This is a genomic window from Companilactobacillus pabuli (genome assembly GCF_014058425.1).
GTDB lineage: Bacteria > Bacillota > Bacilli > Lactobacillales > Lactobacillaceae > Companilactobacillus > Companilactobacillus pabuli.
The window spans coordinates 844,037-870,807 of record NZ_CP049366.1; the positions used below are offsets into that span (position 1 = coordinate 844,037).

General features: G+C 35.6%; 24 protein-coding genes. 18 read left to right on the top strand and 6 right to left on the bottom strand.

All coding sequences use genetic code 11. From position 1 onward, the window contains the following. Positions 1 to 16: 16 nt before the first annotated feature. Together G6534_RS04105 and holA are read left to right on the top strand one after the other, a co-directional pair. Entirely contained in the window at positions 17 to 2,209 is a 2,193-nt protein-coding gene (locus G6534_RS04105; RefSeq protein WP_235586340.1) for a DNA internalization-related competence protein ComEC/Rec2, read from the top strand. After that, positions 2,184 to 3,197, top strand: coding sequence for a DNA polymerase III subunit delta (gene holA, locus G6534_RS04110; RefSeq protein WP_059074192.1), 1,014 nt, complete (start codon positions 2,184 to 2,186; stop codon positions 3,195 to 3,197). Before G6534_RS04105 ends, holA begins: the two co-directional genes overlap by 26 nt. Positions 3,198 to 3,268: 71 nt before the next feature. On the opposite strand, the gene rpsT is transcribed toward holA, so the two are convergent. Further along, positions 3,269 to 3,517, bottom strand: a complete 249-nt coding sequence (gene rpsT / locus G6534_RS04115) for a 30S ribosomal protein S20 (protein ID WP_010020066.1) — start codon at positions 3,515 to 3,517, stop codon at positions 3,269 to 3,271. Between the two features lie 215 nt (positions 3,518 to 3,732). Here rpsT and rpsO point away from each other — a divergent pair, with 215 nt between their 5' ends. The 5 genes from rpsO (at position 3,733) to tig (ending at position 9,755) form a co-directional block, all read left to right on the top strand. Continuing rightward, positions 3,733 to 4,002 carry a 30S ribosomal protein S15 gene (gene rpsO, locus G6534_RS04120; RefSeq protein ID WP_059074193.1) on the top strand — a complete coding sequence of 90 codons (270 nt, stop codon included), beginning with the start codon at positions 3,733 to 3,735 and terminating at the stop codon, positions 4,000 to 4,002. Between the two features lie 173 nt (positions 4,003 to 4,175). Further along, positions 4,176 to 5,885: a ribonuclease J gene (locus G6534_RS04125; protein WP_059074194.1), complete on the top strand. Its 1,710-nt coding sequence runs from the start codon at positions 4,176 to 4,178 to the stop codon at positions 5,883 to 5,885. A gap of 36 nt (positions 5,886 to 5,921) precedes the next feature. Further along, a complete protein-coding gene (locus G6534_RS04130) occupies positions 5,922 to 6,869 on the top strand; it encodes a tetratricopeptide repeat protein (protein ID WP_182083162.1) in 948 nt (315 codons plus the stop codon). Between the two features lie 205 nt (positions 6,870 to 7,074). Beyond that, complete coding sequence (gene tuf, locus G6534_RS04135; RefSeq protein ID WP_059074196.1) at positions 7,075 to 8,265, top strand: elongation factor Tu; 1,191 nt, start codon at positions 7,075 to 7,077, stop codon at positions 8,263 to 8,265. 203 nt (positions 8,266 to 8,468) lie between these two features. Continuing rightward, complete coding sequence (gene tig / locus G6534_RS04140) at positions 8,469 to 9,755, top strand: trigger factor (RefSeq protein ID WP_059075021.1); 1,287 nt, start codon at positions 8,469 to 8,471, stop codon at positions 9,753 to 9,755. Between the two features lie 121 nt (positions 9,756 to 9,876). Here the strand turns inward: tig and G6534_RS04145 are convergent, their stop codons facing one another. Continuing rightward, a complete protein-coding gene (locus G6534_RS04145) occupies positions 9,877 to 11,130 on the bottom strand; it encodes an ISL3 family transposase (protein ID WP_182082569.1) in 1,254 nt (417 codons plus the stop codon). A 225-nt stretch (positions 11,131 to 11,355) separates the two neighbouring features. Between G6534_RS04145 and clpX the strand changes: the two genes are divergently transcribed. After that, positions 11,356 to 12,603, top strand: coding sequence for an ATP-dependent Clp protease ATP-binding subunit ClpX (gene clpX / locus G6534_RS04150; protein WP_182083163.1), 1,248 nt, complete (start codon positions 11,356 to 11,358; stop codon positions 12,601 to 12,603). Positions 12,604 to 12,657: 54 nt separating this feature from the next. Continuing rightward, positions 12,658 to 13,239, top strand: coding sequence for a ribosome biogenesis GTP-binding protein YihA/YsxC (gene yihA, locus G6534_RS04155; RefSeq protein ID WP_059075019.1), 582 nt, complete (start codon positions 12,658 to 12,660; stop codon positions 13,237 to 13,239). Between the two features lie 29 nt (positions 13,240 to 13,268). On the opposite strand, the gene G6534_RS04160 is transcribed toward yihA, so the two are convergent. Beyond that, positions 13,269 to 13,844, bottom strand: coding sequence for a histidine phosphatase family protein (locus G6534_RS04160; protein WP_182083164.1), 576 nt, complete (start codon positions 13,842 to 13,844; stop codon positions 13,269 to 13,271). 336 nt (positions 13,845 to 14,180) lie between these two features. Here G6534_RS04160 and tyrS point away from each other — a divergent pair, with 336 nt between their 5' ends. The 6 genes from tyrS (at position 14,181) to G6534_RS04190 (ending at position 20,363) form a co-directional block, all read left to right on the top strand. Beyond that, complete coding sequence (gene tyrS / locus G6534_RS04165) at positions 14,181 to 15,425, top strand: tyrosine--tRNA ligase (protein ID WP_059075018.1); 1,245 nt, start codon at positions 14,181 to 14,183, stop codon at positions 15,423 to 15,425. 267 nt (positions 15,426 to 15,692) lie between these two features. Next, positions 15,693 to 16,643 (top strand): aspartate carbamoyltransferase catalytic subunit, encoded by a 951-nt coding sequence (locus tag G6534_RS04170; RefSeq protein WP_182083165.1) that lies wholly within the window; start codon positions 15,693 to 15,695, stop codon positions 16,641 to 16,643. After that, complete coding sequence (locus tag G6534_RS04175; protein WP_059075017.1) at positions 16,600 to 17,871, top strand: dihydroorotase; 1,272 nt, start codon at positions 16,600 to 16,602, stop codon at positions 17,869 to 17,871. Before G6534_RS04170 ends, G6534_RS04175 begins: the two co-directional genes overlap by 44 nt. A gap of 16 nt (positions 17,872 to 17,887) precedes the next feature. Next, positions 17,888 to 18,580 carry an orotidine-5'-phosphate decarboxylase gene (gene pyrF / locus G6534_RS04180; RefSeq protein WP_059075016.1) on the top strand — a complete coding sequence of 231 codons (693 nt, stop codon included), beginning with the start codon at positions 17,888 to 17,890 and terminating at the stop codon, positions 18,578 to 18,580. Further along, complete coding sequence (pyrE, locus tag G6534_RS04185; protein WP_059075015.1) at positions 18,580 to 19,218, top strand: orotate phosphoribosyltransferase; 639 nt, start codon at positions 18,580 to 18,582, stop codon at positions 19,216 to 19,218. Before pyrF ends, pyrE begins: the two co-directional genes overlap by 1 nt. After that, positions 19,218 to 20,363 carry a quinone-dependent dihydroorotate dehydrogenase gene (locus tag G6534_RS04190; protein WP_059075014.1) on the top strand — a complete coding sequence of 382 codons (1,146 nt, stop codon included), beginning with the start codon at positions 19,218 to 19,220 and terminating at the stop codon, positions 20,361 to 20,363. The genes pyrE and G6534_RS04190 overlap by 1 nt, the downstream gene beginning before the upstream one ends. A 59-nt stretch (positions 20,364 to 20,422) precedes the next feature. On the opposite strand, the gene G6534_RS04195 is transcribed toward G6534_RS04190, so the two are convergent. Both G6534_RS04195 and G6534_RS04200 read right to left on the bottom strand, forming a co-directional pair. Next, positions 20,423 to 22,009: an L-lactate permease gene (locus G6534_RS04195; protein ID WP_059075013.1), complete on the bottom strand. Its 1,587-nt coding sequence runs from the start codon at positions 22,007 to 22,009 to the stop codon at positions 20,423 to 20,425. 115 nt (positions 22,010 to 22,124) lie between these two features. Then, positions 22,125 to 22,388, bottom strand: a complete 264-nt coding sequence (locus G6534_RS04200) for a hypothetical protein (protein ID WP_059075012.1) — start codon at positions 22,386 to 22,388, stop codon at positions 22,125 to 22,127. Between the two features lie 124 nt (positions 22,389 to 22,512). Between G6534_RS04200 and G6534_RS04205 the strand changes: the two genes are divergently transcribed. Further along, entirely contained in the window at positions 22,513 to 23,010 is a 498-nt protein-coding gene (locus tag G6534_RS04205) for an acyl-CoA thioesterase (protein ID WP_059075011.1), read from the top strand. Positions 23,011 to 23,080: 70 nt separating this feature from the next. On the opposite strand, the gene G6534_RS04210 is transcribed toward G6534_RS04205, so the two are convergent. Continuing rightward, the gene (locus G6534_RS04210) at positions 23,081 to 23,623 is read right to left on the bottom strand and encodes a hypothetical protein (protein ID WP_059075010.1); all 543 of its coding nucleotides are present in this window, start codon (positions 23,621 to 23,623) and stop codon (positions 23,081 to 23,083) included. A 170-nt stretch (positions 23,624 to 23,793) separates the two neighbouring features. On the opposite strand from G6534_RS04210, the gene G6534_RS04215 reads away from it, so the two are divergent. Continuing rightward, entirely contained in the window at positions 23,794 to 25,299 is a 1,506-nt protein-coding gene (locus G6534_RS04215; RefSeq protein ID WP_057814258.1) for a YfcC family protein, read from the top strand. 28 nt (positions 25,300 to 25,327) lie between these two features. Beyond that, the gene (locus G6534_RS04220) at positions 25,328 to 26,662 is read left to right on the top strand and encodes a M20 family metallopeptidase (RefSeq protein WP_059075009.1); all 1,335 of its coding nucleotides are present in this window, start codon (positions 25,328 to 25,330) and stop codon (positions 26,660 to 26,662) included. The last annotated feature ends 109 nt before the right edge of the window (positions 26,663 to 26,771 follow it).

A 26,771-nucleotide genomic window follows, 5' to 3' on the forward strand; every position in this document is an offset into this window, starting at 1 on the left:
TATTGTCGTGGCAGCAATGTTTGAATCTTCATGGTTTTGGCTTTTAGTGTTAATTTTAATAGTCAGATTACTCTGTTTAAAAAAGTTAGTAGTGTTAATTGTCACAATCGTATTAGCTGTGATTACGGGTATTCGTTGTCAAAGCTTCATACAAAAAACAAAACCAGAAAATTTTCGAACGGCTGTTTTTTCTCCGGATAAAATATCAGTGAATGGTGATATTTTGAGTGGCGAGCTAAAAGCTACACAAAATATGCGTTTTATTTATCGAATTAAGACTAAAAAAGAACAAAAGGTCTGGAAAAATTTATCTGAATTAACAATAGCTCAAGTAAAAGTGGCTAAAGTGCAACCATTGCAAGGGCCACGGAATCCAGGAGAATTTGATTTTAAAAAATATGCACAACACAAAGGTGTTTTTTACCAAGTTAATTTAAAAAATGTCGATCACTTGCAGACAGCTCAACCACAAACAATATCAGAAAAAATAAATGTTTTACGAATACATATAATCAATCATTTGTCACGATTACCAAAGTGGTTAAAAATTCATGCACAAAGTTTATTAGTAGGCTATGTCCCTAATGCGGAAAAGGATTTTCTTAAAACTTTGAGTATTTTAGGGATTATTCATTTGTTCAGTCTATCAGGATTGCATGTGCTAGTGATTCTAACTTTTCTGAGAAAGATAACTTCATTTTTTAAAATTCCAGTGGATTGGGTGGATGGTGTATTTTTATTGATTTTACCGTGTTATGGATTGTTAGTAGGTTCAAAGAGCGGTATTTGGCGAGCAATCGTCCTAGCAATGCTGGCGATAATTTTGAAGAAACTAAAAATATCGGTCAGTAAGTTAGATTTATTTAGTCTAACCTTGCTAGTTTGTACGTTGATTTATCCATTTGCCATGATCGAAATGGGTGGACAGTTGAGTTTCTTGTTATCTTTTACAATTTTATATTTATATGAAGGAACAAATTTATTATTAGCGACTTTTAAGATGAATCTGGTCAGTCTTCCTTTAATTTGCTTTTATACATACCAATTCAATTGGTTGACTCTTATCGTGAATATTGTTTTTGTACCATTATTTATGACGGTGATTTTACCAATTACGATAATTTCTGCTTTTACAGTTCAATGGCCATTATGGAATTTTGTTAATCAAATTTTTGACTCGTTGTATCGATTTTTAGACGGCTTAGCTTTAAATAGACAATTCACCTTTATTACTGGTAAATTTTCGGTCGTGCTAGTGTTATTACTCGTGATTATTACACTTTTTTACGTGGAAAGTCGCAATTTTTGGAATCGATACTTGATGAGTTACATGATTATATTTTGGGGATGTGTCCTATTGAATAAATTTCCACTTACTGGTTCGGTTAATTTGATCGATATTGGACAGGGAGATAGTATTTTAATTACTACGCCATTGAATCGAAAAGTTGTGATGATCGATGTAGCGGGTAAAGTTCAGTTTCCTACTAAATCTTGGGCAAAACATGCTAGTGGTAATCAAGTGGATTTCAATACTTTGCCTGTTTTAAAGTCCAAAGGAATCAGCCACGTTGATAAATTGTTTTTGACCCATAAAGATGTTGATCATATTGGAAATTTAGAAACAATTTTGACCAAATTTGATGTTAGGGAAGTCAATTTTGGAGTTGGATTGGAAAACGACCTGAAAATTAAAAGAACTATCCAAAAGCATCCGCAAATCAAATTCAAAAATCTGCGTCAAGGCGACAAAGTAAAAGTTGGAACTTTGAATTTTCAAGTTTTATGGCCTCAAAAAAGTGGCAAAGGCGAGAATAGTGATTCATTGACGCTGTTAACTAAAATAAAACAAAGAAGTTGGTTATTTACCGGGGACTTGGACATCCCATCGGAGAATAAAATTTTAAGAAAATATCGCTTCAAAGTTGATTATTTAAAATTAGGACATCACGGCTCTAAAACTTCGACAGGCGATAATTTATTGCAAGTTACTAAACCTAGCGTTGGTTTGATTTCTGCAGGAATTAATAATCGTTATGGACATCCTAATCAAGAGACTTTGACACGTCTGAAAAAACATCAGGTCCAATATTTTAATACAGCTGAATATGGTATGATATCTTGGTATTATAATTTCTTCAATAATGAGGAGAGATTAACGACATTTTTAAAGGGTGACTTGATTGAAGGTAACAGAACTAAAAAATAATTTAAAACAAGGTAATTTAAGCAATGTTTACTTGATTACTGGTAAAGAGCAAGTTTTTATCAAAGAAATCCAAAAGTCATTTAAAGAGATTATGTCAGCTGAAGAACGGGAAATGAATTTTTCTAATTTTGATTTGGAAGAAGTGTCGATTGCTGATTTGATCAACGAAGCAATTTCAGCACCATTCTTTGGCGAGCGACGCTTAGTTTTTGCTCAGCATCCATACTTCTTAACGGGTGAACGAGCAAAAAATGTTATTGAACAAAATGTAGATTTGTTGATTAAATACATTCAAGACCCAACACCATCGACAATTTTAGTGATTTTTGCATCGTATGATAAGTTAGATGCACGAAAGAAGATAACTAAACAGCTTAAGAAATTGGCAACAGTAGTTGATGCTGGTCAAATGGAAGGTTCAGCTTTGAATCGGACTATTAAGGCTGACTTGAATAAAGCTGGCTATGAGATTGATCCTGACGCTTTGGAATTGCTGGTCAATAAAACCAAGGGTAATTATTCTTTGATCACTAATCAATTAGCTAAGTTGAAGTTGTATTCGTTACAGACTAAAAAAATTGACCAGACAGCGGTTAACGAATTAGTTCCTCAATCTTTAGAAGATAATGTTTTTGATTTAACGACTCAAATTCTCAACAAGAATATTTATAAAGCTGAAGAATTGTATGATCAATTCTTGTTGCAAAAAATTGATCCAATTTTATTGGTAGCAATTATCATTTCACAACTCAGATTGTTGATTCAAATTCAAATTCTATCAGAAAAAGGACTTTCGGAAGGAACGATTGCCAAGAATCTACGTTTGAATCCTTATCGGGTTAAATATTCTTATCGACAAGCTAAGGCATTGAATCGCAAACGACTTCAGGTAATGTATTCTGATTGTGTGAATCTTGATTACCAAATTAAATCAGGACAGGGCGATAAAGAATTACTATTTGATCTATTTATTGCTAAACATGCATAAAAAGGGACCCAGATTAATATCTGGATCCCTTTTTGGACAAAATAAAAAAGCAACCTTCTGGCTGCTTATCATTAATTCAATTTTGCAAGTCTTGACTTATCACGAGCAGCCTTGTTAGCCTTGATTAGGCCTTTTGACTTAGCCATGTCAATAGCACGGACAGCTGTTCTGAACAATTCATCTTTGTTGTCAGCGTTTTTGGCAGCTGATGTTTCAAAGTTCTTGATTGCTGAACGCATTGAACTCTTTTGTGCATTGTTGCGAAGGTTTGCGCTTTCTGCAGTCTTTACACGTTTCATAGCTGATTTAATTTGTGGCATTAATTTCACCTCCGATTACCTAGTAAGCTTTAAAACTCAATACATAGAATTATACATAATTCGCATTGGCAATGCAACGAATTGTGTATTTTTTTTCGCTATTGCAAAATTATCCATTTTGTAGTAAATTTATTAGTTGTGTTAACCATGCTCTGTTTGACGAATCACCAACGCAAGCATAGTTTGGCTAAATTTATAAGGAAAAGGTGAAATAAATGGCTATTTCAAAAGAAAAGAAAAACGAAATTATCAAGCAATATGCACGTAAAGACGGAGACACAGGTTCTCCAGAAGTACAAATTGCTGTATTAACTTATGATATCAATGCACTTAACGACCACTTGAAGGTTAACAAGAAAGACCACCACTCATATGTTGGTCTACTTAAGAAGATCGGTCACCGTCGTAACTTGCTAAGTTACCTACGTAACAAGGATGTTCAACGTTACCGTGAATTAATCAAGTCATTAGGTCTACGTCGTTAATAATTATTTTAGGAGTTTCCATTATGGAACTCCTATTTTTTTTGCTTATTTTCTCTAAAACACTGTTGATATGGTAGAATAAAAAACAGGTATAGCTTAAATAGTCTTAAAAGACTTTAAAATCACAATAGAATATTATGATCTATGCTATTTTAATGAAATGAGAGATGAAAATGGATAAAAAAATTAAAATAATTTTGTTAAGTGGCGTACGCGAAAATGGAAAAAATATGTACGCAGTAGAAGTAAATGATGAGATCTATATCCTCGATATTGGGTTGCAATATCCTGATAATGATCTTTATGGAATCGATGTTGTTGTACCAGATATGACTTACATCAAGAAAAACATTGATAAAGTAGTAGGAATTTTCTTGTCACACGGACATGCTGATGCGATTGGAGCTTTGCCATATTTGATTGGTGAATATGATATTCCGGTCTTTGGTTCAGAGATGTCAATTGAACTTGCTAAAATCGTTTGTGCAAATGATCGTCGCAGTAAGAAGTTTTCAGATTTTCATGTTATTGATGAAAATACAGCCATTGACTTTAATGAGGCCTCAGTGTCATTTTTCAAGACAACGCACTCAATTCCTGGTTCATTAGGAATCGTTATCAAGACAAGTGAAGGTCAAATTGTTTACACTGGTGATTTCAAATTTGATCAAGCTGCTGCTCCAATTTATAAAACAGATTATGGTCGTATTGCCAAAATTGGTAGTGAACGTGTTTTAGCTTTATTAAGTGACTCTGCCAACGCGGAATCACCTTATGAAAATTCCAGCGAAAAAGATATTTATGAATATATTTTTGATACCTTTAGCTACCACACAGGAAGAATTATCGTAGCTCAAGTTGCTTCTAACATTCAAAGAATGCAACAAGTCTTAGATGCAGCCGATAAAACGGGTAGAAGAGTCTTTTTGTCCGGAACTGACGCTGAGAAGATTTTGAAGACAGCGATGAAGTTGAATTATCTAACTATCAAGAATAAGGAATTATTAGTTAAACCTAAGGAACTAAAGAACGTCGATAAGAACAAGTTAGTTATTATTGAAACTGGCAAGATGGGTGAACCAATCAAGGTCTTACGTAAGATGGCCAATCCTGCTGCTAAAACTAAGTTCCAAGTTGAAGAGGGAGATTTAGTATTTATTGCTACAACACCTTCACATGCTATGGAAACAACTGTTGCTAAGGCTCGTGATGCTATTTATCGTACCGGAGCAGAAGTTAAGGCTTTGAGTGATGATAAGCATTCATCAGGCCACGCTAATAAATCTGATTTGCAATTGATGATCAATCTGTTGAATCCTGAAAATGTTATTCCGGTTCAAGGCGAATATCGTCTATTAGATGCTCACGCTAGAATTGCTCATGAAACTGGTGTCCCTTATCAAAATATCTTCCTAACTAAAAAAGGTGACGTTCTTAATTATGAAAATGGCCAATTTTATCAAGGAAAAGGCGTTGACGCTGGAGATACTATGATCGATGGTATCGGTATTGGTGATATTGGTAGTATTGTGCTTCGTGATCGTGAATTATTGGCCGAAGACGGGGTCTTTATTGCAGTTGCTACAATTGACCGTAAAAAGAAGAAAGTCGTCGCTAAGCCAAAAATAACTGCTCGTGGCTTCGTTTATATGCGTGCTAGTCGTGATTTGTTGAGCGAAAGTTCAGATATTATTGTGAATACGATCATTGACTACATGCAAACAAGCAAAGATTTCGATTGGTCAGATTTGAAACAAAATGTTCGTGAAAAGTTGAATCACTTCTTGTATGAACAAACTAACCGTCATCCTGTTATTTTGCCAGTAATCATGGAAGTGAACCAAAATAGACACAGAAAGTCTAAATCAAAAGCAAAAAAATAGAATAAGTAATTTATTCAGAGATGGTTGAGGTACTTTATGAGCGACTCAGATAATCTAAAAAAAATCCTAGATCAAGCTCAAGATGCCTTTGATCAAGGTGATTGGGAAGAGTCAACCGACTTATTTACGCAAGCCTATGCGATGGAGCAAACGTTTGATATTAATAAGGGATTGGCAGCTTCTTTATTAAATCAAAAAAGGCCTGGGGATGCTGAGGCGGTTATTTTAGATTATTTTAATTACTACCTCAGTGAGCCCGATACAGCTCGAATGGCATTGGACATTATTTTAGAAAATAATGATTTTTTGCTAGCCAATCAATTATTGAATTTCTATGATGCTAATCCGATACCAAGTATTAAACAGGACTTTCTAGATGAAGTCGTTAAACGGATTCAAATTTCTGAAGATAGACATGAACGTATTTTTAAGCCTGAAAAGGAAAAGATAACTAAACGTCTATTATCGATCGTAACTGAATCAACAAGTGAACAAATTCAATTATTGCGGAAGCTACGAGAATTTAAAAAAGAAGATTATATCGAAAATGCCAAGATTTTATTGGATAATCCCTTGTTACATCCGCTTTTAAAGAGTGAAGCATTGGAGAATTTATTGAAGCTTGGACTTGATGAAAATATCGATATTTCCTTTTATGGCGAAAATAAAACTTGCAATCCAAGCAAGTTAATGCCTATTATGTCAACTGATGTCTATTTGAAAATGTGTGACGAACTAGAAAAATTATTGACTGATAAAAATGAAACTCAGTTGGAAAACTTTAAAGGTGAATTGTCACTTTATGCTGCATTTGTCTATCCTTTTGGGGAAGAAATAATAAAAAGCCCTGAACTCTGGACAAAAGCGATGCTTTTAAGGTATGGTTTAGTTGATGATTCACAAGTAAGTGATAATCAGGGGCTTGATAATGTAAAAACTTGGCTAAAAAGGTTTGATAATTTGATTGATGCCTTTCAAGAGTGAATTTTTTGAACTTTTTTCGCTTTGAGTATTTACAATTATGCTTACGCCCCGTATAATCCAAAGAGTATATTTTTAGTCGGTGATTTGCGTTGAATTAATTTGCTTTCACCTCTGAAAGTAGTATAATTTTTCAGTAAAGAGTCGTCTAAAGAACATTTTCTTTGGATCAATCTTATGAAATGAAATTTTAGGAGGATTCTTTGTAATGGCAGAAAAAGAACATTATGAGAGAACAAAGCCCCATGTAAATATTGGGACAATTGGTCACGTTGACCACGGTAAGACTACTTTAACAGCAGCAATCACTAAGATTTTGGCTGACAAAGGTTTAGCTAAAGCTGAAGATTACGCTGATATCGATAAGGCCCCAGAAGAAAAGGAACGTGGGATTACAATCAACACTGCTCACGTTGAATACGAAACTGAAAAGCGTCACTATGCACATATCGATGCTCCAGGACACGCTGATTACGTTAAGAATATGATCACTGGTGCTGCACAAATGGATGGTGCCATCCTTGTTGTTGCTGCAACTGATGGTCCTATGCCACAAACTCGTGAACACATCTTGCTTGCTCGTCAAGTTGGTGTTGAATACATCGTTGTCTTCTTGAACAAGACTGACCTTGTTGATGACCCAGAACTAGTTGATCTAGTTGAGATGGAAGTTCGTGAACTTCTATCAGAATACGATTTCCCAGGGGATGACATTCCTGTAGTACGTGGTTCAGCTTTGAAGGCTCTTGAAGGAGACCCTGAAGAAGTAAAACACGTTGAAGAACTTCTTGATGTTGTTGATGAATACATCCCAACACCAGAACGTGATAACACAAAGCCATTCTTGATGCCTATTGAAGATGTCTTCACTATCACAGGTCGTGGTACTGTTGCATCTGGTCGTATCGATCGTGGTGAAGTTAAGATCGGTGACGAAGTTGAAATCGTTGGTTTGAAGCCAGAAGTTGAAAAATCAACTGTTACAGGACTAGAAATGTTCCGTAAGACTCTTGATCTTGGTGAAGCCGGAGATAACGTTGGTATTTTACTACGTGGTATTAACCGTGACCAAGTTGAACGTGGACAAGTTCTTGCTAAGCCAGGTTCAATCAAGACTCACAACAAGTTCAAGGGTGAAGTTTATATCATGAGTAAAGAAGAAGGTGGACGTCATACTCCATTCTTCTCAAATTACCGTCCACAATTCTACTTCCACACAACTGATGTTACTGGTGTTATTGAACTACCAGATGGTGTAGAAATGGTTATGCCTGGTGACCAAGTTACTTTCGAAGTTGACTTGATTGCTCCAGTTGCTATTGAAGAAGGTACAAGATTTACTGTTCGTGAAGGTGGCCGTACTGTTGGTGCCGGAGTTGTTACAGAAATCTTAGACTAATTCTAAGTGGTAATGATTTTAAAGAGTTGGTTAATCCAACTCTTTTTTTTATGCTTAAATATTCAAAAATGCTGCAAAGTATTTTATAATGTAACAATGATGTCTAAAATTACCTAGAAATGACGACGAATGTTTACAATATTGCTAATTTAGGGTAATATTACAAAGTATGAGATCGTTGAAATACCGGAGGGATAATATAAATGTCTGCTAAGGCTAAATTTACAAAAAAAGAAAACAATACTGGTGAATTGAAATTTGAAATTGACCAAGACACAATCAAACAAGGTTTGGATACTGCATTTAACCGTGTTAAGAAGAGCTTAAATGTACCTGGTTTCAGAAAAGGTAGAGTACCTCGTCAAATCTTCAACCGTATGTACGGAGAAGAAGCATTGTACGAAGACGCTTTAAACGCTGTTTTACCTGCTGCATATCAAAGTGCTGTTGATGAAACTAAAGTAGAACCAGTTGATCAACCACAAATCAACGTTGAATCAATGGAAAAGGGCAAGCCTTGGGCTATTACTGCTGTAATTACAGTTAAACCTGACGTTGAACTTGGTGACTACAAGGGTATTCAAGTTAAGAAGCAAAAACGTAATGTTATGAAAGCTGACGTTGAAGCTCGTTTAGAAGAACTACAAAAGCAACAAGCTGAATTAGTTCTTAAAGATGGTAAAGCTGAAAAAGGCGACACAGTAATCATTGACTACGTTGGTACTGTTGATGGTAAAGAATTCGACGGTGGCAGTGCTCAAAACTACTCACTAGAACTTGGTTCAGGTACATTCATTCCTGGATTCGAAGACGAATTGATTGGTCACTCAGCTGGTGAAGATGTTGACGTTAACGTTACATTCCCAGAAGATTATCAAGCAAAAGACTTAGCTGGTAAGAAAGCTATCTTCAAGACAAAACTTCACGAAGTTAAGACAAAGGAATTGCCAGAATTAGACGATGACTTTGCTAAGGATGTTGACGAAAATGTTGACACACTTGAAGAACTAAAGACTAAGGTTCATGACGAAATCAAGGATCAAAAGAAAGAAACTGCTGAAGAAAACATTCAAGAAGAAGCCATCTCAGGTGCTGTAAAGAACGCCAAGATCGATGACATTCCTCAAGCAATGATCGACACAGAAGTTGAAAATCAATTGAACCAATACCTAGCTAACTTACGTCGTCAAGGTATCGATCCTAAGTTGTACTACCAAATGACAGGTACATCAGAAGACGATTTGAAGAAGCAATTTGCTAAAGATGCTGAAGAACGTGTTAAGACTGACTTAGTTATCGAAGCAATCGTTGCTAAAGAAGATATCAAACCTTCAGAAGATGAAATCAAAGCTGAAATCAAGTCATTGGCTGACGAATACAAGATGGAAGAAAAAGCAGTTAGAAATGCACTTTCAGATGATATGTTAGCTCATGATATTGCTGCTAAGAAGGCAATTGAATTGATCGTTGACTCAGCTGTTGAAAAATAAAGCTAAAAGCTGTTAAACTTAAGGAAGCCGTAAGGCTTTCTTTTTTTATCGGCTCTTTGTCAAATCGTATTGATGAATGATTTTGAGCTCATTGAGCATCCTCATCGAGGATGCTCTTTTTCTATGCACAAATCAGTCTTATTCTTTTAATAAAGTGTTCAAGATTTCTAAAGCCATAAGAATTTCTTTTTAGTTTCTTTATCTTTCCAATGGTGCCCTCTAGAGGACCATTGGAATATGGCAATAAGCAACTATTTTTCACATAATTTATGTTTTTTCGTAACGTTGTAATGGCTGTATCCATTGCAGTCCCATTTCTTTTATATCCAGAAGTAGTTTCTTGAAGTAGATTTATGTCATGATATCTTATTGATCTTTGAATACTCTGATAAGTACCATAAGCTTCCTTGAAAATTGGTATTTCATCAGTAGCTATATCGATGACATTTTGAATAGTCGTAAATTCATTTATGCCGACAATAAATTTTATATGAGTATCGTCTACATCTTCCTCTGGAAGATGATATAGACGCCAATCAGATTTCATCGCTTTATATATACGAGATTTTTTATCAGGCAATTTTTTTAAAGAATTGATACGTACTTGATCCAAGGCTCTACTACAAAGTTGAACTATATGAAATCTATCTACGACAATGCGAGCATTGGGGAATATACGATGAACGACTAATTGATAGTTGGCATTTAAGTCGATTGATACGGTTTTTACGGCTTGTCGTTCCGATAAGCTGTAATTATTTATAAAGTGTTCAGTTATTGTTTTAGACAGTCTGTCATGTATCAATTCGACCAACCGATGCGTATCCGCATCGATGGCGATAAATGTAAAAATATTTTTTACGGATCTAAACTCATCAAAACAAAGATTTTCTGGCAAATGCGCACATCTATTAGGAATTTTGGTATTACTATATAAAATCCTACTTACAGTATTGGCTGAAATACCGATGACTTTAGCTATTGATGACAGAGTAAATGATTCTTTAGCCATGGAAAAGATTCTATTCTTAATCTGTTTGGTCATAGTATGATTTTTTATCAATAGATCACTGTGGGCACCGCAGGTGCTTCCACAGTTCCTACACAGGAATCGTTGCTTTCTTAGTACTAGGTGGTACTCGATACCATTAAAGCTAGCTAATCTTGCATTAGTGGTTCTTTTACCATTTTTAACTAGTGTATTCATTCCACATTGAGGGCACCTATGTAAAGAATAAGATAGTTCAGCATTCACCACTTTGATGTGTTTTATAACACCATGTTTTTTTATTTTGGAATCTTTTACTGAAACATTTTTTATATTATTGTCTTTTATGTCTAGCGCACATAGTATAGAATTGTCTTGGGACACCATTGTTCACTCCTGTTTGATTTGGTTTGGTCGCTTAAATCTTAACACGAGAACAGTGATGTTCTTTTTTTATTTCAAAGAGTATAAAAAAAACTGGTATTGATTGTTCATCAATACCAGAAAGTTTAGAACCTTTTTATCACGAACAACCTAGAAACTAATTACTTTACTCTTAATTATTACAATGCTAGACTTTCAAAGTATTGGAACTATTGAAGGAGAATAACTATGTTTGATAGTACAGAAAATACTGGCACGATTAGCTGTTCATTTTGTGGTAAAACACAAGATCAAGTAAAGAAAATCGTTGCTGGTCCCGGTGTCTATATTTGTAATGAATGTATTGATTTATGCAAAGAGATTATCGATGAAGAATTAAATGAAGCTACACCACTTGATTTAGATAACATTCCTACACCTGTAGAAATTAAAAAAATCTTGGACGAATATGTGATTGGACAAAAGTCTGCCAAACGTGCTTTGTCAGTTGCTGTTTATAATCACTATAAGAGAATTAATAAAATGGAACACCTTAAAGACGGTGAGACAGAGCTTCAAAAGAGTAATATTGCCTTAATTGGACCTACTGGTTCAGGTAAGACTTTCTTAGCTCAAACGTTGGCTCGTATTTTGAAGGTCCCATTTGCTATTGCTGATGCTACTACGCTTACTGAAGCTGGTTACGTTGGTGAAGATGTCGAAAATATTTTGCTTAAGTTACTTCAAAATGCTGATTTTGATGTGGACAAAGCAGAACACGGAATCGTATATATTGATGAAATTGACAAGATCGCTAAGAAGAGTGAAAATGTCTCAATTACACGTGATGTTTCTGGTGAGGGTGTCCAACAAGCTCTTTTGAAGATTCTTGAAGGAACAATTGCTAGTGTGCCACCACAAGGTGGAAGAAAGCATCCTCAACAAGAACTTATTCAAATTGATACAACTAATATTCTCTTTATCGTTGGTGGTGCCTTTGACGGTATTGAACAAATCGTTAAGAATCGTTTAGGCGATAAGACGATTGGTTTTGGTGCTGAACAAAAAGCTAGTGTTGCCGAAGAAAAGAATTTGATGAAACAAATTATTCCAGAAGACTTGATGAAATTCGGTATTATTCCTGAATTTATCGGTCGTATTCCAATCGTAACTGCATTGGATAAATTGACGGAAAATGATTTGGTCGAAATTCTAACTAAGCCTAAGAATGCTCTTGTAAAGCAATATAAGGAACTTCTTGTACTTGATGGTGTTGACTTAGTTTTCACTGACGATGCTCTTAAAGAAATTGCGAAGATGTCAATTGAAAGAAATACCGGAGCTCGTGGTTTGAGATCGATTCTTGAAGAAACGATGCTTGATACGATGTTCGATATTCCTGGTCGTGATGACATTGAAACAGTTAAAGTTACAAAAGATGCTGTTAGAAAGATTAAAGAACCAGAAGTTATTTTGAAAAATGGAGAGGTTGCCTAGTGGGCAGCCTTTTTTTATATTAAATATGGTAAAATTATGAGATTGAGGTGAATTATGCAAGTAAATAATGTTTCGATGAATTTGAGTGCAGTTAGTTCCAAGCAGTATCCTGATGAAGGATACCCTGAGATTGCTCTTCTAGGCCGTTCTAACGTCGGTAAATCTTCTTTGATTAATACGTTGATCAATCGTAAAAGCTTTGCGAGAACGTCCAGTACGCCTGGTAAAACACAAACACTTAATTTCTACAAAATTGAAGATCAATTATACCTAGTTGATGTGCCAGGATATGGCTTTGCAAAAGTATCAAAGAAGCAACGTGAAGAATTCGGTGTGATGATTGAAGAGTATTTGACTACTCGTAAGGTTTTAAAAGGGGTAGTTATTTTAGTTGATGGTCGTCGCAGTCCTAGCGATGATGACGTTTCAATGTACCAATTCGTTAGTTACTATCACATTCCAACATTGATCGTGGCTACGAAGATGGATAAAGTTAAACGTAATCAATGGAATAAGACCGTCAGTCAAGTTAAAAAAACCATGAATATCAATCAAACCGATGACTTACAATTATTCAGTTCTGAAACTAAATCAGGCAAAGATGAAGTTTGGAATTGGATCGAAAATCATATGTAATAAAAAAATCGACTGTAAAAGTCGATTTTTTATTTTGAAAAATTTATAATTTTTTGAAAATAAAACTTATTGTTTTCAAAAGTAAATTTAAGGATGCTGCAATTTGTGAAACCACTTTGAATAATTTTTTGAATGTCAGTCCAAAGATCGGAAAACATCATCATAGCTCCACCGTGACTAACTACTAGGACTGTCTGATTGTCTTGATTCATAATTTTTTGCAAAGTAGTAGCGATTCGCTTTTGCGCAGCTTGGTTATCTTCGCCACCAAATTGGACGTAATAGTCGCCAAAATGCTTTTTAGGGTCCATTTTGGGATGTAAATATTCATGTTCACCTTCAAAGACACCAAAAGAAAGCTCTTTTAAGCCCTTTAAACGCGTATATGGCATGTCAGTTACAAGTTCTAACGTATCGCTAGCGCGTTCAGCAGTCGAGCAATAAGCAGCGTCAAATTGGATTTTATTATCTTTGAAGTATTGGCCAGCGGTTTTTGCTTGTTCAATACCTCTTTGAGTCAATGGTGAATCGCACCAACCTTGAATCTTTTTTTGAGCATTAAATAAAGTTTCACCGTGTCGCATGATATAAAGTGTCTTTTTCATTTGCATTTCCCCCTCGTAGAAAACACTTACATTATACAATAACTTGTAAAAAGTCCTTGAAAAAAATTAAGGTTCTGTGTATCATCATACTTATAATAAGATTTTGATTTTTAAAATAATTAATGATTTATTTCAGAGTTCAGAGAATTGACGGTCGGTGCGAGTCAAGCAGGATAAATCACGAAATACGAAATCAAAATTCACGTCCAGTTGATGGAATAAAGTGCAAGTATGATTACTTGAATTTGGGTGGTACCGCGCATAAAGCGTCCCTGCAATTACTGCAGAGGCGCTTTTTTTATTTCTTGGACTTGGACAATTACAGGAGGAAGATTTATGAACATTATTGATGAATTATCATGGCGTGGCCTGATCAATCAACAATCCGATGAAGAGGGATTGAGAAAATTAGTTGACGAAAAGGCCATCTCACTTTACTGTGGTATGGATCCAACAGGGGATTCAATGCACATCGGTCACTTGTTGCCATTTATGACTTTGGAAAGATTCGCTAAAGCTGGTCACCATCCTTATATCGTTATCGGTGGTGCTACTGGTTCAATCGGTGATCCAAGTGGTAAAAAAGCTGAACGTCCTATGCAAACAATGGACCAAGTTAACCACAATGTAGAGGCTTTGAGTAATCAAGCTAATAAGATCTTCAGTAACTTCACTATGGTTAATAACTATGATTGGACTCATCAAATCGGTATTTTGGACTTCTTGCGTGACTACGGTAAATTGTTCAACGTTAATACAATGTTGAATAAGGAAATTATTTCCAGCCGTTTGGAAGTAGGAATTTCCTTTACTGAATTTACTTATCAAATCTTACAATCACTTGATTTCTTAACACTTTACCGTCAACACAACGTACAATTGCAAGTTGGTGGTGGTGACCAATGGGGTAATTTGACTGCTGGTTTGGACTTGATTCACAAAACTGAAGGTCAAGATGCTAAAGTTTATGCTTTGACAATTCCATTGCTTCTTAAAGCTGATGGTACAAAGTTCGGTAAAACTGCTGGTGGTGCTGTATGGCTTGATCCTAAGAAGACTTCACCTTACGAATTCTATCAATTCTGGTTCAATCAAGATGACAAGGACGTTATTAACTTATTGAAGAAATTTACTTTCTTGTCAAAAGAAGAAATAAATAAATTAGCTGAAGCAGTTAAGACAGCTCCTGAAAAACGTTTAGCACAAAAGACTTTGGCAGAAGAAGTTACTAAGTTTGTTCACGGTGAAGAAGCTCTAAAGACTGCTGAAAAAATCACTGACGTATTGTTCTCTGGTGAAATCCAAGAATTGACGACAGAAGAAGTTGCTGAAGCCTTCCACGGTGTTCCTAGTGAAGAAATCTCAAGCGCCCCTATCAATTTAGTTGACCTCTTGATTGCTGTTAACGTCGACAAGTCAAAACGTCAAGCTCGTGAAGATATTCAAAATGGTGCCATCAGAATCAATGGTGAGAGATTAACTGATACAACAACTGAAATCGATCCAAAAGATTCATTTGACGGCAAGTACATCGTAATTCGTCGTGGTAAGAAGAAATATTTCTTAGCAAAAATTAACTAATACTATTGACTGAGAATGTGAAATCGTTTATATTATTTGCAACGAAAACTTTTAATCGAGTCCTGTGAGGCTTGGAAGGTTACTTACACATTAGACAGAAAAAGTGTAAACTTCCTTTCCTTGTGGGATAGGAAGTTTTTTGTTTACTAAAAAATAAATCGTCAGGGAACTTTTAAATAGATCCAGTGAGGTCTGAAAGGTCGGTTGAACACCAAACTTTTAGGGGTAGCTGGATAAAAGCTATCCCTTTTAATTTGGAGGAAAACAATGAAAAATATACTTTCTATGTCACAATTATCAAACGAAGAGGTACTGAACTTAATTGATTCCGCAATTGATTTCAAGGCCGGTAAGAAATCAGAAATCGGTCAAGATAAATTTGCCATCAATTTATTTTTTGAAAACAGTACAAGAACAAAATCTAGTTTCCAAGTAGCTGAAATGAAGCTAGGGATGAAAGAAATCGAATTCGAGGCTTCAACATCTTCAACTTCTAAAGGTGAAACACTTTATGACACTGTCAAGACTGAAGAGAGTATCGGTGCTAGTGTAGCAGTTATCCGTCACAGCCAAGACAAGTATTATGAAGATTTAGTAAATAATCATAATCTAAAAATTCACATCATCAACGGTGGTGATGGTACTGGTCAACATCCTTCACAATCACTTTTGGACTTAATGACAATTTATGAACATTTCGGCAGTTTCGATGGTTTAAAGGTTGGTATTATCGGGGACTTGAGTCACTCACGAGTAGCCCATTCAAATGCTGAAATCTTAACAAGACTAGGAGCTTCAGTTTGCTTTGGCGGTTTGGATTCATGGTACACACCAGAATTTGCAGAAATTGGACCACATATGAGTGTCGATGAACTTTGCCAAGAAATGGACGTTGTGATGTTACTTAGAGTTCAACATGAACGTCTTTCTGCTGAAGAAAACAAAAATTTCTCCAAAGCTGACTATTTTGAAAAATACGGTTTGGATATGAATCGTGTCAATATGATGAAACCTGATGCAATGATCATGCACCCAGCTCCAGTTAACCGAGGAGCAGAAATTGCTGATGACGTTGTGGAATGTGACAAGTCATATATTTTCCCTCAAATGGCTAACGGTGTCTTTATGAGAATGGCAATGATTGAAGCAGTTTTAGAAGGAGATAATGCAGAAGATGAACTTATTGGTCAAAAATGCAAAATTGTTCTACACAAATAAATTAATCAATTGTGATCTTTTGATTGAAAATGGCAAGTTTTCAAAAATTGCCGAAAATATTCATCCTCAAGGCAGTAAAATAATCGATGCTAAGTTCAATCTAGTTACGCCAGGCTTAGTTGACGTCCACGTCCATTTCAGAGAACCAGGACAAGTTCATAAGGAAACGATTGAGACGGGAACGAAAGCTTCAGCTCATGGTGGTTTTACGACCGTTGGTGCGATGCCTAATGTTATCCCAGTACCTGATGATGCCGAAAAATTTACGAAGCAGATTGAATTGAACAAAAAGAATTCAGTTATTCATACTTTGCAATACGCACCAGTTACTAAAGATGAAACTAGTGATGAATTAGTTGATATTGAAAAGTTAAGCAAGCTAGGAGCCTTCGCCTTTTCAAACGATGGTCACGGAATCATGAATGCTAAGTCGATGTTTGATGCCATGGAAAGAATTGCCGCTATCAACAGTCATTTAGCAGCTCACGTGGAAGATAAGAACCTCTTCAATAAGGGTGTTATTAATTTTGGACCTGCAGCTATACGTTTAGGTTTGCCAGGCATTCAACAAGTAGCAGAAACATCACAATTAGCTAGAGATTTGATGTTGGCTAAAGAAACCGGCGTTCACTACCATGTTTGTCACATTTCAACTAAAGATGGCGTGGATTTGGTCAGAGTGGCTAAGGATGCTGGAATCAATGTTACTTGTGAAGTATCGCCACACCACTTGTTGTTGAGTGAAGATGATATTTTGACAAACGATGCTAATTTCAAAATGAATCCACCATTGCGTAGTGAAAATGATCGTCAAGCTTTAATCAGCGGTTTGCAAGATGGCACGATCGACATGATTGCAACTGATCATGCGCCACACGCTGAAAATGAGAAGAATCAAGGTTTTAAAAAGAGCGCCTTTGGAATCACTGGTATCGAAACGAGTTTTCCATTGATGTACAGCCGCTTAGTCAAAACAGGCATCATTAGTTTAGAAAAATTATTGAATCTGATGTCGACTAATCCAAGTAGGATTTTTGACTTAAATGAAGCCGGAGAAATTAAGCTTGGACAAAAAGCTGATTTTTCAATCATCAATCTAGATGATGAATTTGAAATTAATAAAGCTGATTTTATTTCCAAAGGTTTCAACAGTCCATTCATCGGACAAAAGGTCTTTGGTTCAGTGCAACAAACTTATTGTGATGGACAACTAGTCTATTCGAAATAGAGAATGAGGGGTAAAAATGAATAAGCCAGTAATAGTAGCGTTAGATTTTGCAGATGATTTTGAATGTATTAACTTTTTGAATCAATTTCCTAAGGAACAAAAATTATTTTTGAAGATTGGTTTGGAAATGTTTTGTCAATTCGGTTATCCGTTTGTTAGAAATTTGAGAGAACGTGGTTACAATATTTTTCTTGATTTGAAGTTACATGATATTCCCAATACAGTTAAGAGAACTTGTGAAATGATTGCTAAATGGGATGTTCAAATGCTAACTGTCCATGCCAGTGGTGGTGCTGAAATGATTGCCGCTGCCAAAAAAGGTTTAGCAGGTTCTGATACGAAATTACTTGCCGTTACACAGTTAACTTCGTTAGGACAAACTGAATTAAAGAATGAATTACAAGTACCACTACAATCTCAAGATTATGTTACACATCTAGCAAAATTAGCATTTGATAACAAAGCCGATGGCGTTATTTCATCAGCTTTGGAAGTGCCAATGATCAAACAAGCTACTAGTGAAGAATTTTTATGCGTTACCCCAGGTATTCGTCCCAAAGCATCACAAGTGGAAGATCAAAAGCGTGTCGCTACACCAGCCAAAGCTAAGACTTTAGGCAGTGATGCCATTGTGGTTGGTCGTCCGATTACTTTAGCTGAAAATGGTTATCAAGCATACATGAATATTTGTAAGGAGTGGAATAAATAATGGATAAAATCTCAGTCGCAAACAATATTGCCAGTCAATTATTAAAGATCAAGGCGGTGACCTTGAATCCTAAAGAACCCTTCGTTTGGGCCAGTGGCATTAAGGCTCCGATTTATACAGACAATCGTTTGACCATTGCTTATCCAGATTTTCGCCAAACAATTGCACATGATTTGGCTGAATTGATCAAAGAAAAATATCCTGAAGCTGAAGTTATCGGAGGAGTTGCCACAGCAGGAATTCCCCATGCTACTGGTGTTTCTAATATTTTAAACTTGCCATTGAACTATGTCCGTCCGCAAAAAAAGGATCACGGCAAGAAGAGTCAAATCGAGGGTCGCTGTCAAAAAGGCGACAAAGTTGTTTTGATCGATGACTTGATTTCAACTGGTGGCAGTATTTTAAAAGCCGTCAAAGCAGTTGAAGAAGAGGGCGGAGATGTAATTGGAACTGTCGCAATTTTCTCTTATGATTTGCCAGAAAGTACTAAGAACTTTGCTGATGCGCATACTAAATTATTTACGTTGACGGATTATCCAACCATGATTCAAGTAGCTCAAAAATTAGACTACGTTGAAGAAAGCGATATGGAATTATTGCAACAATGGTATCAAAATCCAGAAAGTTGGGGTAAATAATGAGTCTATATAAGTTAGTTCGTCCAGTGATTTTTAAAGGTGATCCTGAAGTTGATCATCATTTAGTAGCTAGTGGCTTGAAATTGTTTAATAAGACACCAGAAGTCTTGGAAACAATGTTTCAAGCTAAAAAACCAGACAATATTAAAGTAACCGTCAAAGGAATTACTTTTGATTCGCCAATTGGTATTGCCGCAGGTTTCGATAAAAAAGCTGAATTTTATAATAGTTTGGGTGCCTTAGGTGCAGGATTTGTTGAAATCGGAAGTATCACTAAAAATGATCAACCCGGCAATAAGAAAAAACGGATCTTTCGTTTGCCAGAAGACAACGCTATTATCAATCGTATGGGCTTAAATAACTTAGGCGTTGAAGAAACAAGACGTCATTTAGCTAACACTCCTAAACACGTCAAAGTTGGTATCAGTGTGGCTCCAGGACATGGTTTGAGTAGTGAAGAAATGGTCGAAGAAATGGTTGAAGATATCAAAGAAATTCATTCTTTTGGTGACTACATCGCTTTGAATCAAAGTTGTCCTAATCAAAAAGGTGTCACAACTTTACAAGAGATTCCGGTGGCTAAGAATTTGTTACAAAAGATTCACAATTTGCACATTAAGGAGCCAGTATTTTGTAAATTTGGTAATGACATTACTGCTGAACAACTGATTGAATTGATTAAAGAAACTGATGGTTTGATGGATGGAATTATTTTGACTAATACAGCTTCAAATCCTAGTCCAATTCATGACAACCTCAAGTCAGCTCATAAAAATGAAGGTGGTGGTCTCAGTGGTAAGCCAATCTTCAAGAAATCATTGAGTTTAACTAGAGCAATCCATTCAGCTTTTCCTGATTTGCCAATTATGTTCTCTGGTGGGGTATTCACACCTGAAGATGCTAAAGCAGCTTTAATTGCAGGCGCAAGTTTGGTTCAAGTTTATACCGGCTTTATTTATAATGGACCTACTTTAATGAAACAAATTAATCAATATTTATCAGAAAATAAAATTATTAATTCAGATGATTATCAAAACGTTTGTGAAGCTCCAATTAGAGATTCTGAAGATTTAGCTGTAACACCAATTAACGAAGATAAGAAAGTGGAATTGGATGCCAATTCTGGTGCATCATTTCATGAATAACAAATAAGAGCCAAGATTGCGTTTTTCCACAATCTTGGCTCTTATTTTGTTGATTTTTGCTAGATAACCAGTGTAAAGATAAAGCCAACGATACCAACGACTAAACCGTAGATCAAAGCCGGTACGGCGGTTTTTCTTAAAATATTTCCTTCTTGACCAGTAAGTCCAACGACTGAACTGACTGAAACAATGTTGTGAACACAGATCATATTACCAGCAGCTGCACCAATCAATTGAGCAGCTAAAACTAAGTCAGTTCCAACGCCGGCTTTAGTAGCGATGTCGGCTTGAATTTGTCCGAAAGTCAAAGTTGAGACAGTCGTACTGCCGGTTACGAATGATCCTAATTGACCAAGGAATGGAGCGATAACTATCCAAACTGAAGATAAGTACTTAGAAATAATTTGGGCGATATACATTGGCATGCTAGGGATGTTACTTTGATTTAATTCTGAGTTAGTGAAAATTTGTACCATGATTAAAGTTACAATCAAAGCAATTGCTGTAGATTTCATTGAAAAAACAACTTTTTTAGCTGTAGGTAAGAATGCTTTGAGAGATTTAACTTGAAGCAATAAACCAATGATAGCGGCAATCGTCAACAAAGTACCAGGTGAATAGAGGAACTCCCAGTCCGAATTGATCTGTTTGAAACCGAGAATATTATTCCAAGATAGATTGATATTTTGAGTCAAAAAATTCTTTAAAGGCATAATAGTTCTTGTCGCTAAAAGTAATAAAATAACTACGATGTATGGTGACCAAGCTGTCAATAGAGACATAGAATGGTCGGATTTGATTTCTTTTTTTGAAGTTGTCCAAGGTTCTTTGAGAAGCTTTTTAGGCAATAGAAAATTAAATTTGATAGAAATAATAGCAATAATTATCGTGAAAAATGGTGCTAAGATTGCTACGAATTCGTAACTGATTAAGAATGAAACTACTAAAGCGGATAAACTGTAAACTAGACCGATGAATAATGTCCAAGGTACTAATGTCAGAAAGTCTTTCTTTTTATGTTCGTCGTTTTTGCCAAAAATAAAAATCAACATAAAAACGAGTAAAAGTGGCATGAACGTTCCTGAAAATAGGTCTAACTGTGTGATGCGTTGACCAATGGTATTTAAAAAATCACTCTTGTCGCTGACGTTACTCAAACCGACTGTTAAAGGAGTCCCCACAGCACCAAAGGAAGCAGGTGTTGAATCAGCAACTAGTGACAAAGTGACTGCAGCCATGGGTGAGTATCCTAGGGCAATCATCAAAGGTGCTGTAACCATTGCTGGCGTACCGAATCCGGAAACACCTTCGATCAAACCACCAAATAAGAAAGCTACTAAAATCAATTGGAGTCGCATATCACCAGAAATTTGATGGAAACCAGAGTTGATACGATCAATTGCTCCGGTATGTTGCAAAATATTCAACATCATCAAGGCACCAAATAATATCCAAAGAATGGGTAAAGCTTTGTGGATGGATTGGAAAATTGACGCCAAAAGAACTTTACTAGGCATTTTCCAAAAGAAATAACCTTCTAGTAAAACAATTGCTGCACTGATCGACATACCCTTGGTAGCCGGCATGTTGAGAATGCCCAAAAGAATAAGCGGCAAAATAACAGCTGAAAGTGCGATTAAAATCATAAATAACTCCCTCTTTAAATTAATTTTATATATTATATAACTTTTTACTTATGTATGGGAACAGATTTTGAAAAAATTTTAATCAAAAAACGAACCTAAAATAATCTAGGTTCGTTTATAGCATTTTAAGAGGACCACCATCAATACCCTTGGTAACGGTTACATCATTGGGATTGATCTCAGTGTTCTCAGTTAATAGTTTATTCAAATGTCTGTTAAAGTCTTCCTCATCTAGTTGTGATTTAACGTGCCAGGATGAAAAATCACCATTAGTAAAAATGTCGCCAAGTTTTTCAAAAGCAGCGATTTTCTTAGGATCGGTTAAATTATCAGAACTAATGTCTACAAAATAGTTGGTATACCACAATAAAAACGCCATAATTTCCTCCGATAGTTGTGTTACTACTATCATAATATAATTTATTTGGTAGCGGTTAACTTTTTGTTAAAAAAGATTGTTCCAATTAGTAGCTACCATTAGAATATCTTTAGAGAGGTAGATTATGAGTCAAAAAACATGTCAACAGACTAAAACTATTAGTGAACGGATTATTTTTGATAAGGATTTAAATGATAAGAAGACACTCTTTGGTGGCAAAACTTTGAGTTTATTGGATGAGAATGCTGGTTTAGCCAGTTTTAAGTTCGTTAAAGGCAAGATTGCCACAGCTGGGTATGACCATGTCAATTTTTGGAGTCCGATTACAACCGACAAGTATGTCAAGATGGAATCTTTTGTGACGGGCGTGCATAATCGGCAAGTAGAAGTCTTTACGAAAATTATTAGTCGTGACATAAAAACTGATAAACCAGAAATTGCTTTTACCAGTTTTTGCACGTTAATAGTCTTAAAATCCAATGACAAAATGGAAATTCCTGAAATTATTCCCGAAACTGCTGAAGAAAAATATCTTTGCCAAGGTTTTGAAAATCGTTTAAAGCAAAGAAAAGCTGAATACTTACAAAAAAGCGAATTCTTAGGACATTTGAGCCTAAATTAAAGGAAACTGAGATGAAAATTAAAAGCCTCACTAGAATCTATTACAACGTTCTAGTGAGGCTATTTTTGAATTAATCTATTTTCTCAGCTAACTTTTTTAAGACATTGCTCAAACGAAACAAAGTATTTTTGGAATCGTGAAACTGATTATAACTCAAGTCCAGATCAATTTTATCTTGATTGATTTCGAGTCGCAGTAAAAATGGCTTACGCAAAAAAGGTAAGAATGACTGCTTTGCAGGTTTAATGGTCAAAAGATTATTTAAATCATATTGATTTTCACGTTCAATTACTTCGAACCCTTTGATCTGTGAATAACTGATAAATTGAAATTCAGTCCGATTAGGAAAAAGGATCATTTTCAATTTATCCCAGTATGAGTTCATTTTGTAGTACGAAATTCCATGATTTTCTAATTGCCAATGACCAAATATTTTTGGTAAATTGACTGGAAAATAGATGCAAAGTAACAAAAATAAAACTGCCAAAAATGATATTATTGCTACTTTAATGTTAGCGATTAACCCCAAACCACCAACGAAAAAACTTCCAATGAAACTGACAATTAATGGACGATGATTGATTCTTTTTCCGAATTCGATCGTATCAGTCATTCTAATGTCTCCCTCTTAAATCTAATAATATTGTAATATTTTGTAATCGTTTACACAACTGGCATTAAAGGAAAATTTATTTACAAATATTTCCATGGAAACCATTGTAATAGTTTATTTTATCGTATATCCTGAAACTATATTATAAATATATATAGGAGGGTTGATTCATGGGAAAAAAAGCTAAAAAATGGCAAATGCCGTCGGCATATACAATTTTATTCTTCTTAATTATTTTAGTTGCCATTTTGACTTGGATTATACCAGCAGGTGAGTACGCAACCACTAAAGCAGGAAACATTATTGCAGGTACGTACAAAGCCCGCGCAAGCAGTCCTCAAGGTATTTGGGACGTATTTTTAGCACCGATCAACGGAATGGTTGGTACCGATGTTACTGAAGGGTCAATTTCAGTCTCGCTATTTATCCTAGTTATCGGTGGATTTTTAGGTGTCGTCAATAAGACTAAGGCCTTGGATGATGGTATCAGTTCTACCGTTCAAAAGTATAAGGGTAAAGAAAAGGCACTTATTCCTATTTTAATGACATTATTTGCCATCGGTGGTTCTACTTATGGTATGGGTGAAGAAACAATTGCTTTCTACCCAATCTTGATCCCAGTTATGATCAGTGTTGGTTACGACTCGATCACAGCGATTTCTCTAGCTTTAATTGGTTCACAAGTTGGATGTTTGGCTTCAACAGTTAACCCATTTGCGACTGGTGTTGCTTCACAAACAATCAACATTTCACCTGGTGACGGGTTGATTCCACGTTTCATTCTTTTGATTTTGGTAACTGGAATTAGTATTTTTTACGTTATGCACTATGCAGATAAAATCAAAAAAGATCCATCACAATCATACGTTTTTGAACGTCGTCAAAAGGATTTGGAAGAATTCTCTATGGCTGACAGAACAATTGGTGAAAAATTAACTAAGAAGCAAAAGAGTGTTCTCTGGCTATTTGCACTTACTTTTGTAGTTATGATCACTAGTTTGATTCCTTGGTCAAGTTTGAATCCAAATTGGACATTCTTTGACAGCTTTACAAAATGGTTAACAAACGTACCATTCTTAGGTGCTTTGATTGGTAAAGATATTGCTCCACTTGGTACATGGTACTTTACAGAAATCACAACGCTATTCTTCATGATGTCAGTTATCATTATGTTCATCTTTGGTATGAAAGAATCAGAATATATTGATGCTTTCTTGAATGGTATGAATGAATTCTTGAGTGTTGCGATTATCGTTGCGGTTGCTCGTGGTATTCAAGTTATCATGAACAATGGTTACATTACTGCTACAGTTCTACACGCTGGTGAAACAGGACTACAAAATCTTTCTGCCGGTGTCTTCATTGTATTAACATATATTTTCTACATTCCAATGTCATTCTTGATTCCTTCAACTTCTGGACTAGCTGCCGCTACAATGGGAATTATGGGACCATTAGGTAAGTTCTCTGGTGTTGACGGATCATTAGTTATCACAGCTTATCAATCAGCTTCAGGATTAGTTAACTTGATTACACCAACTTCAGGTATCGTTATGGGTGCTTTGGCTATTGGACATGTAAGTATCGTTAAATGGTGGAAGTACATGTGGAAGTTGGTTGCCATTTTATTCGTGGTAATTGCAGTCTTCTTAGTTATTTGCTCGATGTTTAAGTAATTTTGTTTAAATAATGGGGGAAAGAATAATGGAAAAATTTATTACAGATGAAATTCAAGATGCAGCGATTAAGGATTTAGGTAAATTAGTTGGTGTTGCCTCATACAACGAACCAGCTGAGCCTAATGCACCTTTTGGTAAAGGACCTAAAGCTGCTTTGGATAAAGTTTTGGAAATTATCGGTAATCTAGGTTTTAAGACTTATGAAGATCCAGATGGCTATTACGGCTATGCTGATATTGGTGAAGGCGATGAAACCTTTGGTATTGTTGGTCACGTTGATGAAGTACCAGCTGGCAACTTAGAAGCTTGGGATGTAGAGCCTTATCAATTGACTGAAAAAGATGGCAAATTGTATGGTCGTGGAACTCAAGATGACAAGGGACCTACAATCGCTGCTATTTATGCCGTTAAATCTATCCTCGATAAAGGCTACAAATTAAATAAAAAGATTCGTGTAATTTTTGGTACTGACGAAGAAATCCTTTGGAGATGCTTAGCTGAATATAACAAGAAAGAAGATCCAATCGATTTAGGTATCGCACCGGATGCTGAATTTCCATTGATCTATGCTGAAAAAGGCTTGCAACAATCACACTTATTTGGACCTGGTTCAACGGAATTAAATATTGATTTGGAAAATGCCTTCAATGCCGTACCCGGTAAGGCAATTTACAATGGTCCAAAACAAGATGAAGTAATGAAAGCTTTGAAAGCTCATAATTTTGAAGCTGACCAGACAGCTGATGGTATCGAAGTTCATGGTCATTCAGTTCACGCTATGAATGCTCCAGAAGGAACTAATGCTGTAGTTAGATTAGGAATTGCTTTAGCTGACGTTTATCCTGATATCAAAGTATTGCAATTCTTGAAAGACTTTGGTGAAGATGCTAATGCTACTAATCTATTAGGTGATGTATCCGATGATGTTTCTGGTAAATTGACTTTCAATATTTCTAGTTTGAAAATCACGCCAGAAGAATCTAAAATGCAAATCGATATGAGAATTCCTGTTAAGATCGATCACGATGAATTGATTCAAAAGGTTTCCGATGCAGTTGCTAAGTACGATATGAGATATGAAAACTTCGACTACGTTGCACCACTTTATGTGCCAACTGATAGCACATTAGTTAAGACTTTGATGCAAACTTATCAAGATTTGACTGGTGATACTAAATCACAACCTGCTATTTCTGGTGGGGCAACCTTTGCTAGAACGATGCACAATTGTGTGGCCTTTGGTGGAATGTTGCCAACAACTCCTGATTTCATGCACCAAGCTAATGAAAATTGGAGCAAAGCAGATATGAGAAAAGCTATGGAAATATTTGCCGAAGCAATTTATAGACTATGCTTCTAGAATGAAAATTTAATAGGGCGAAAGCCCTATTTTTTTGTCTTCAAGACTAAAAGTTTGTTTTATATCCCAAAATTAGGTAGCGTAACAGTAAGAAAACAAAGAGAGAAGT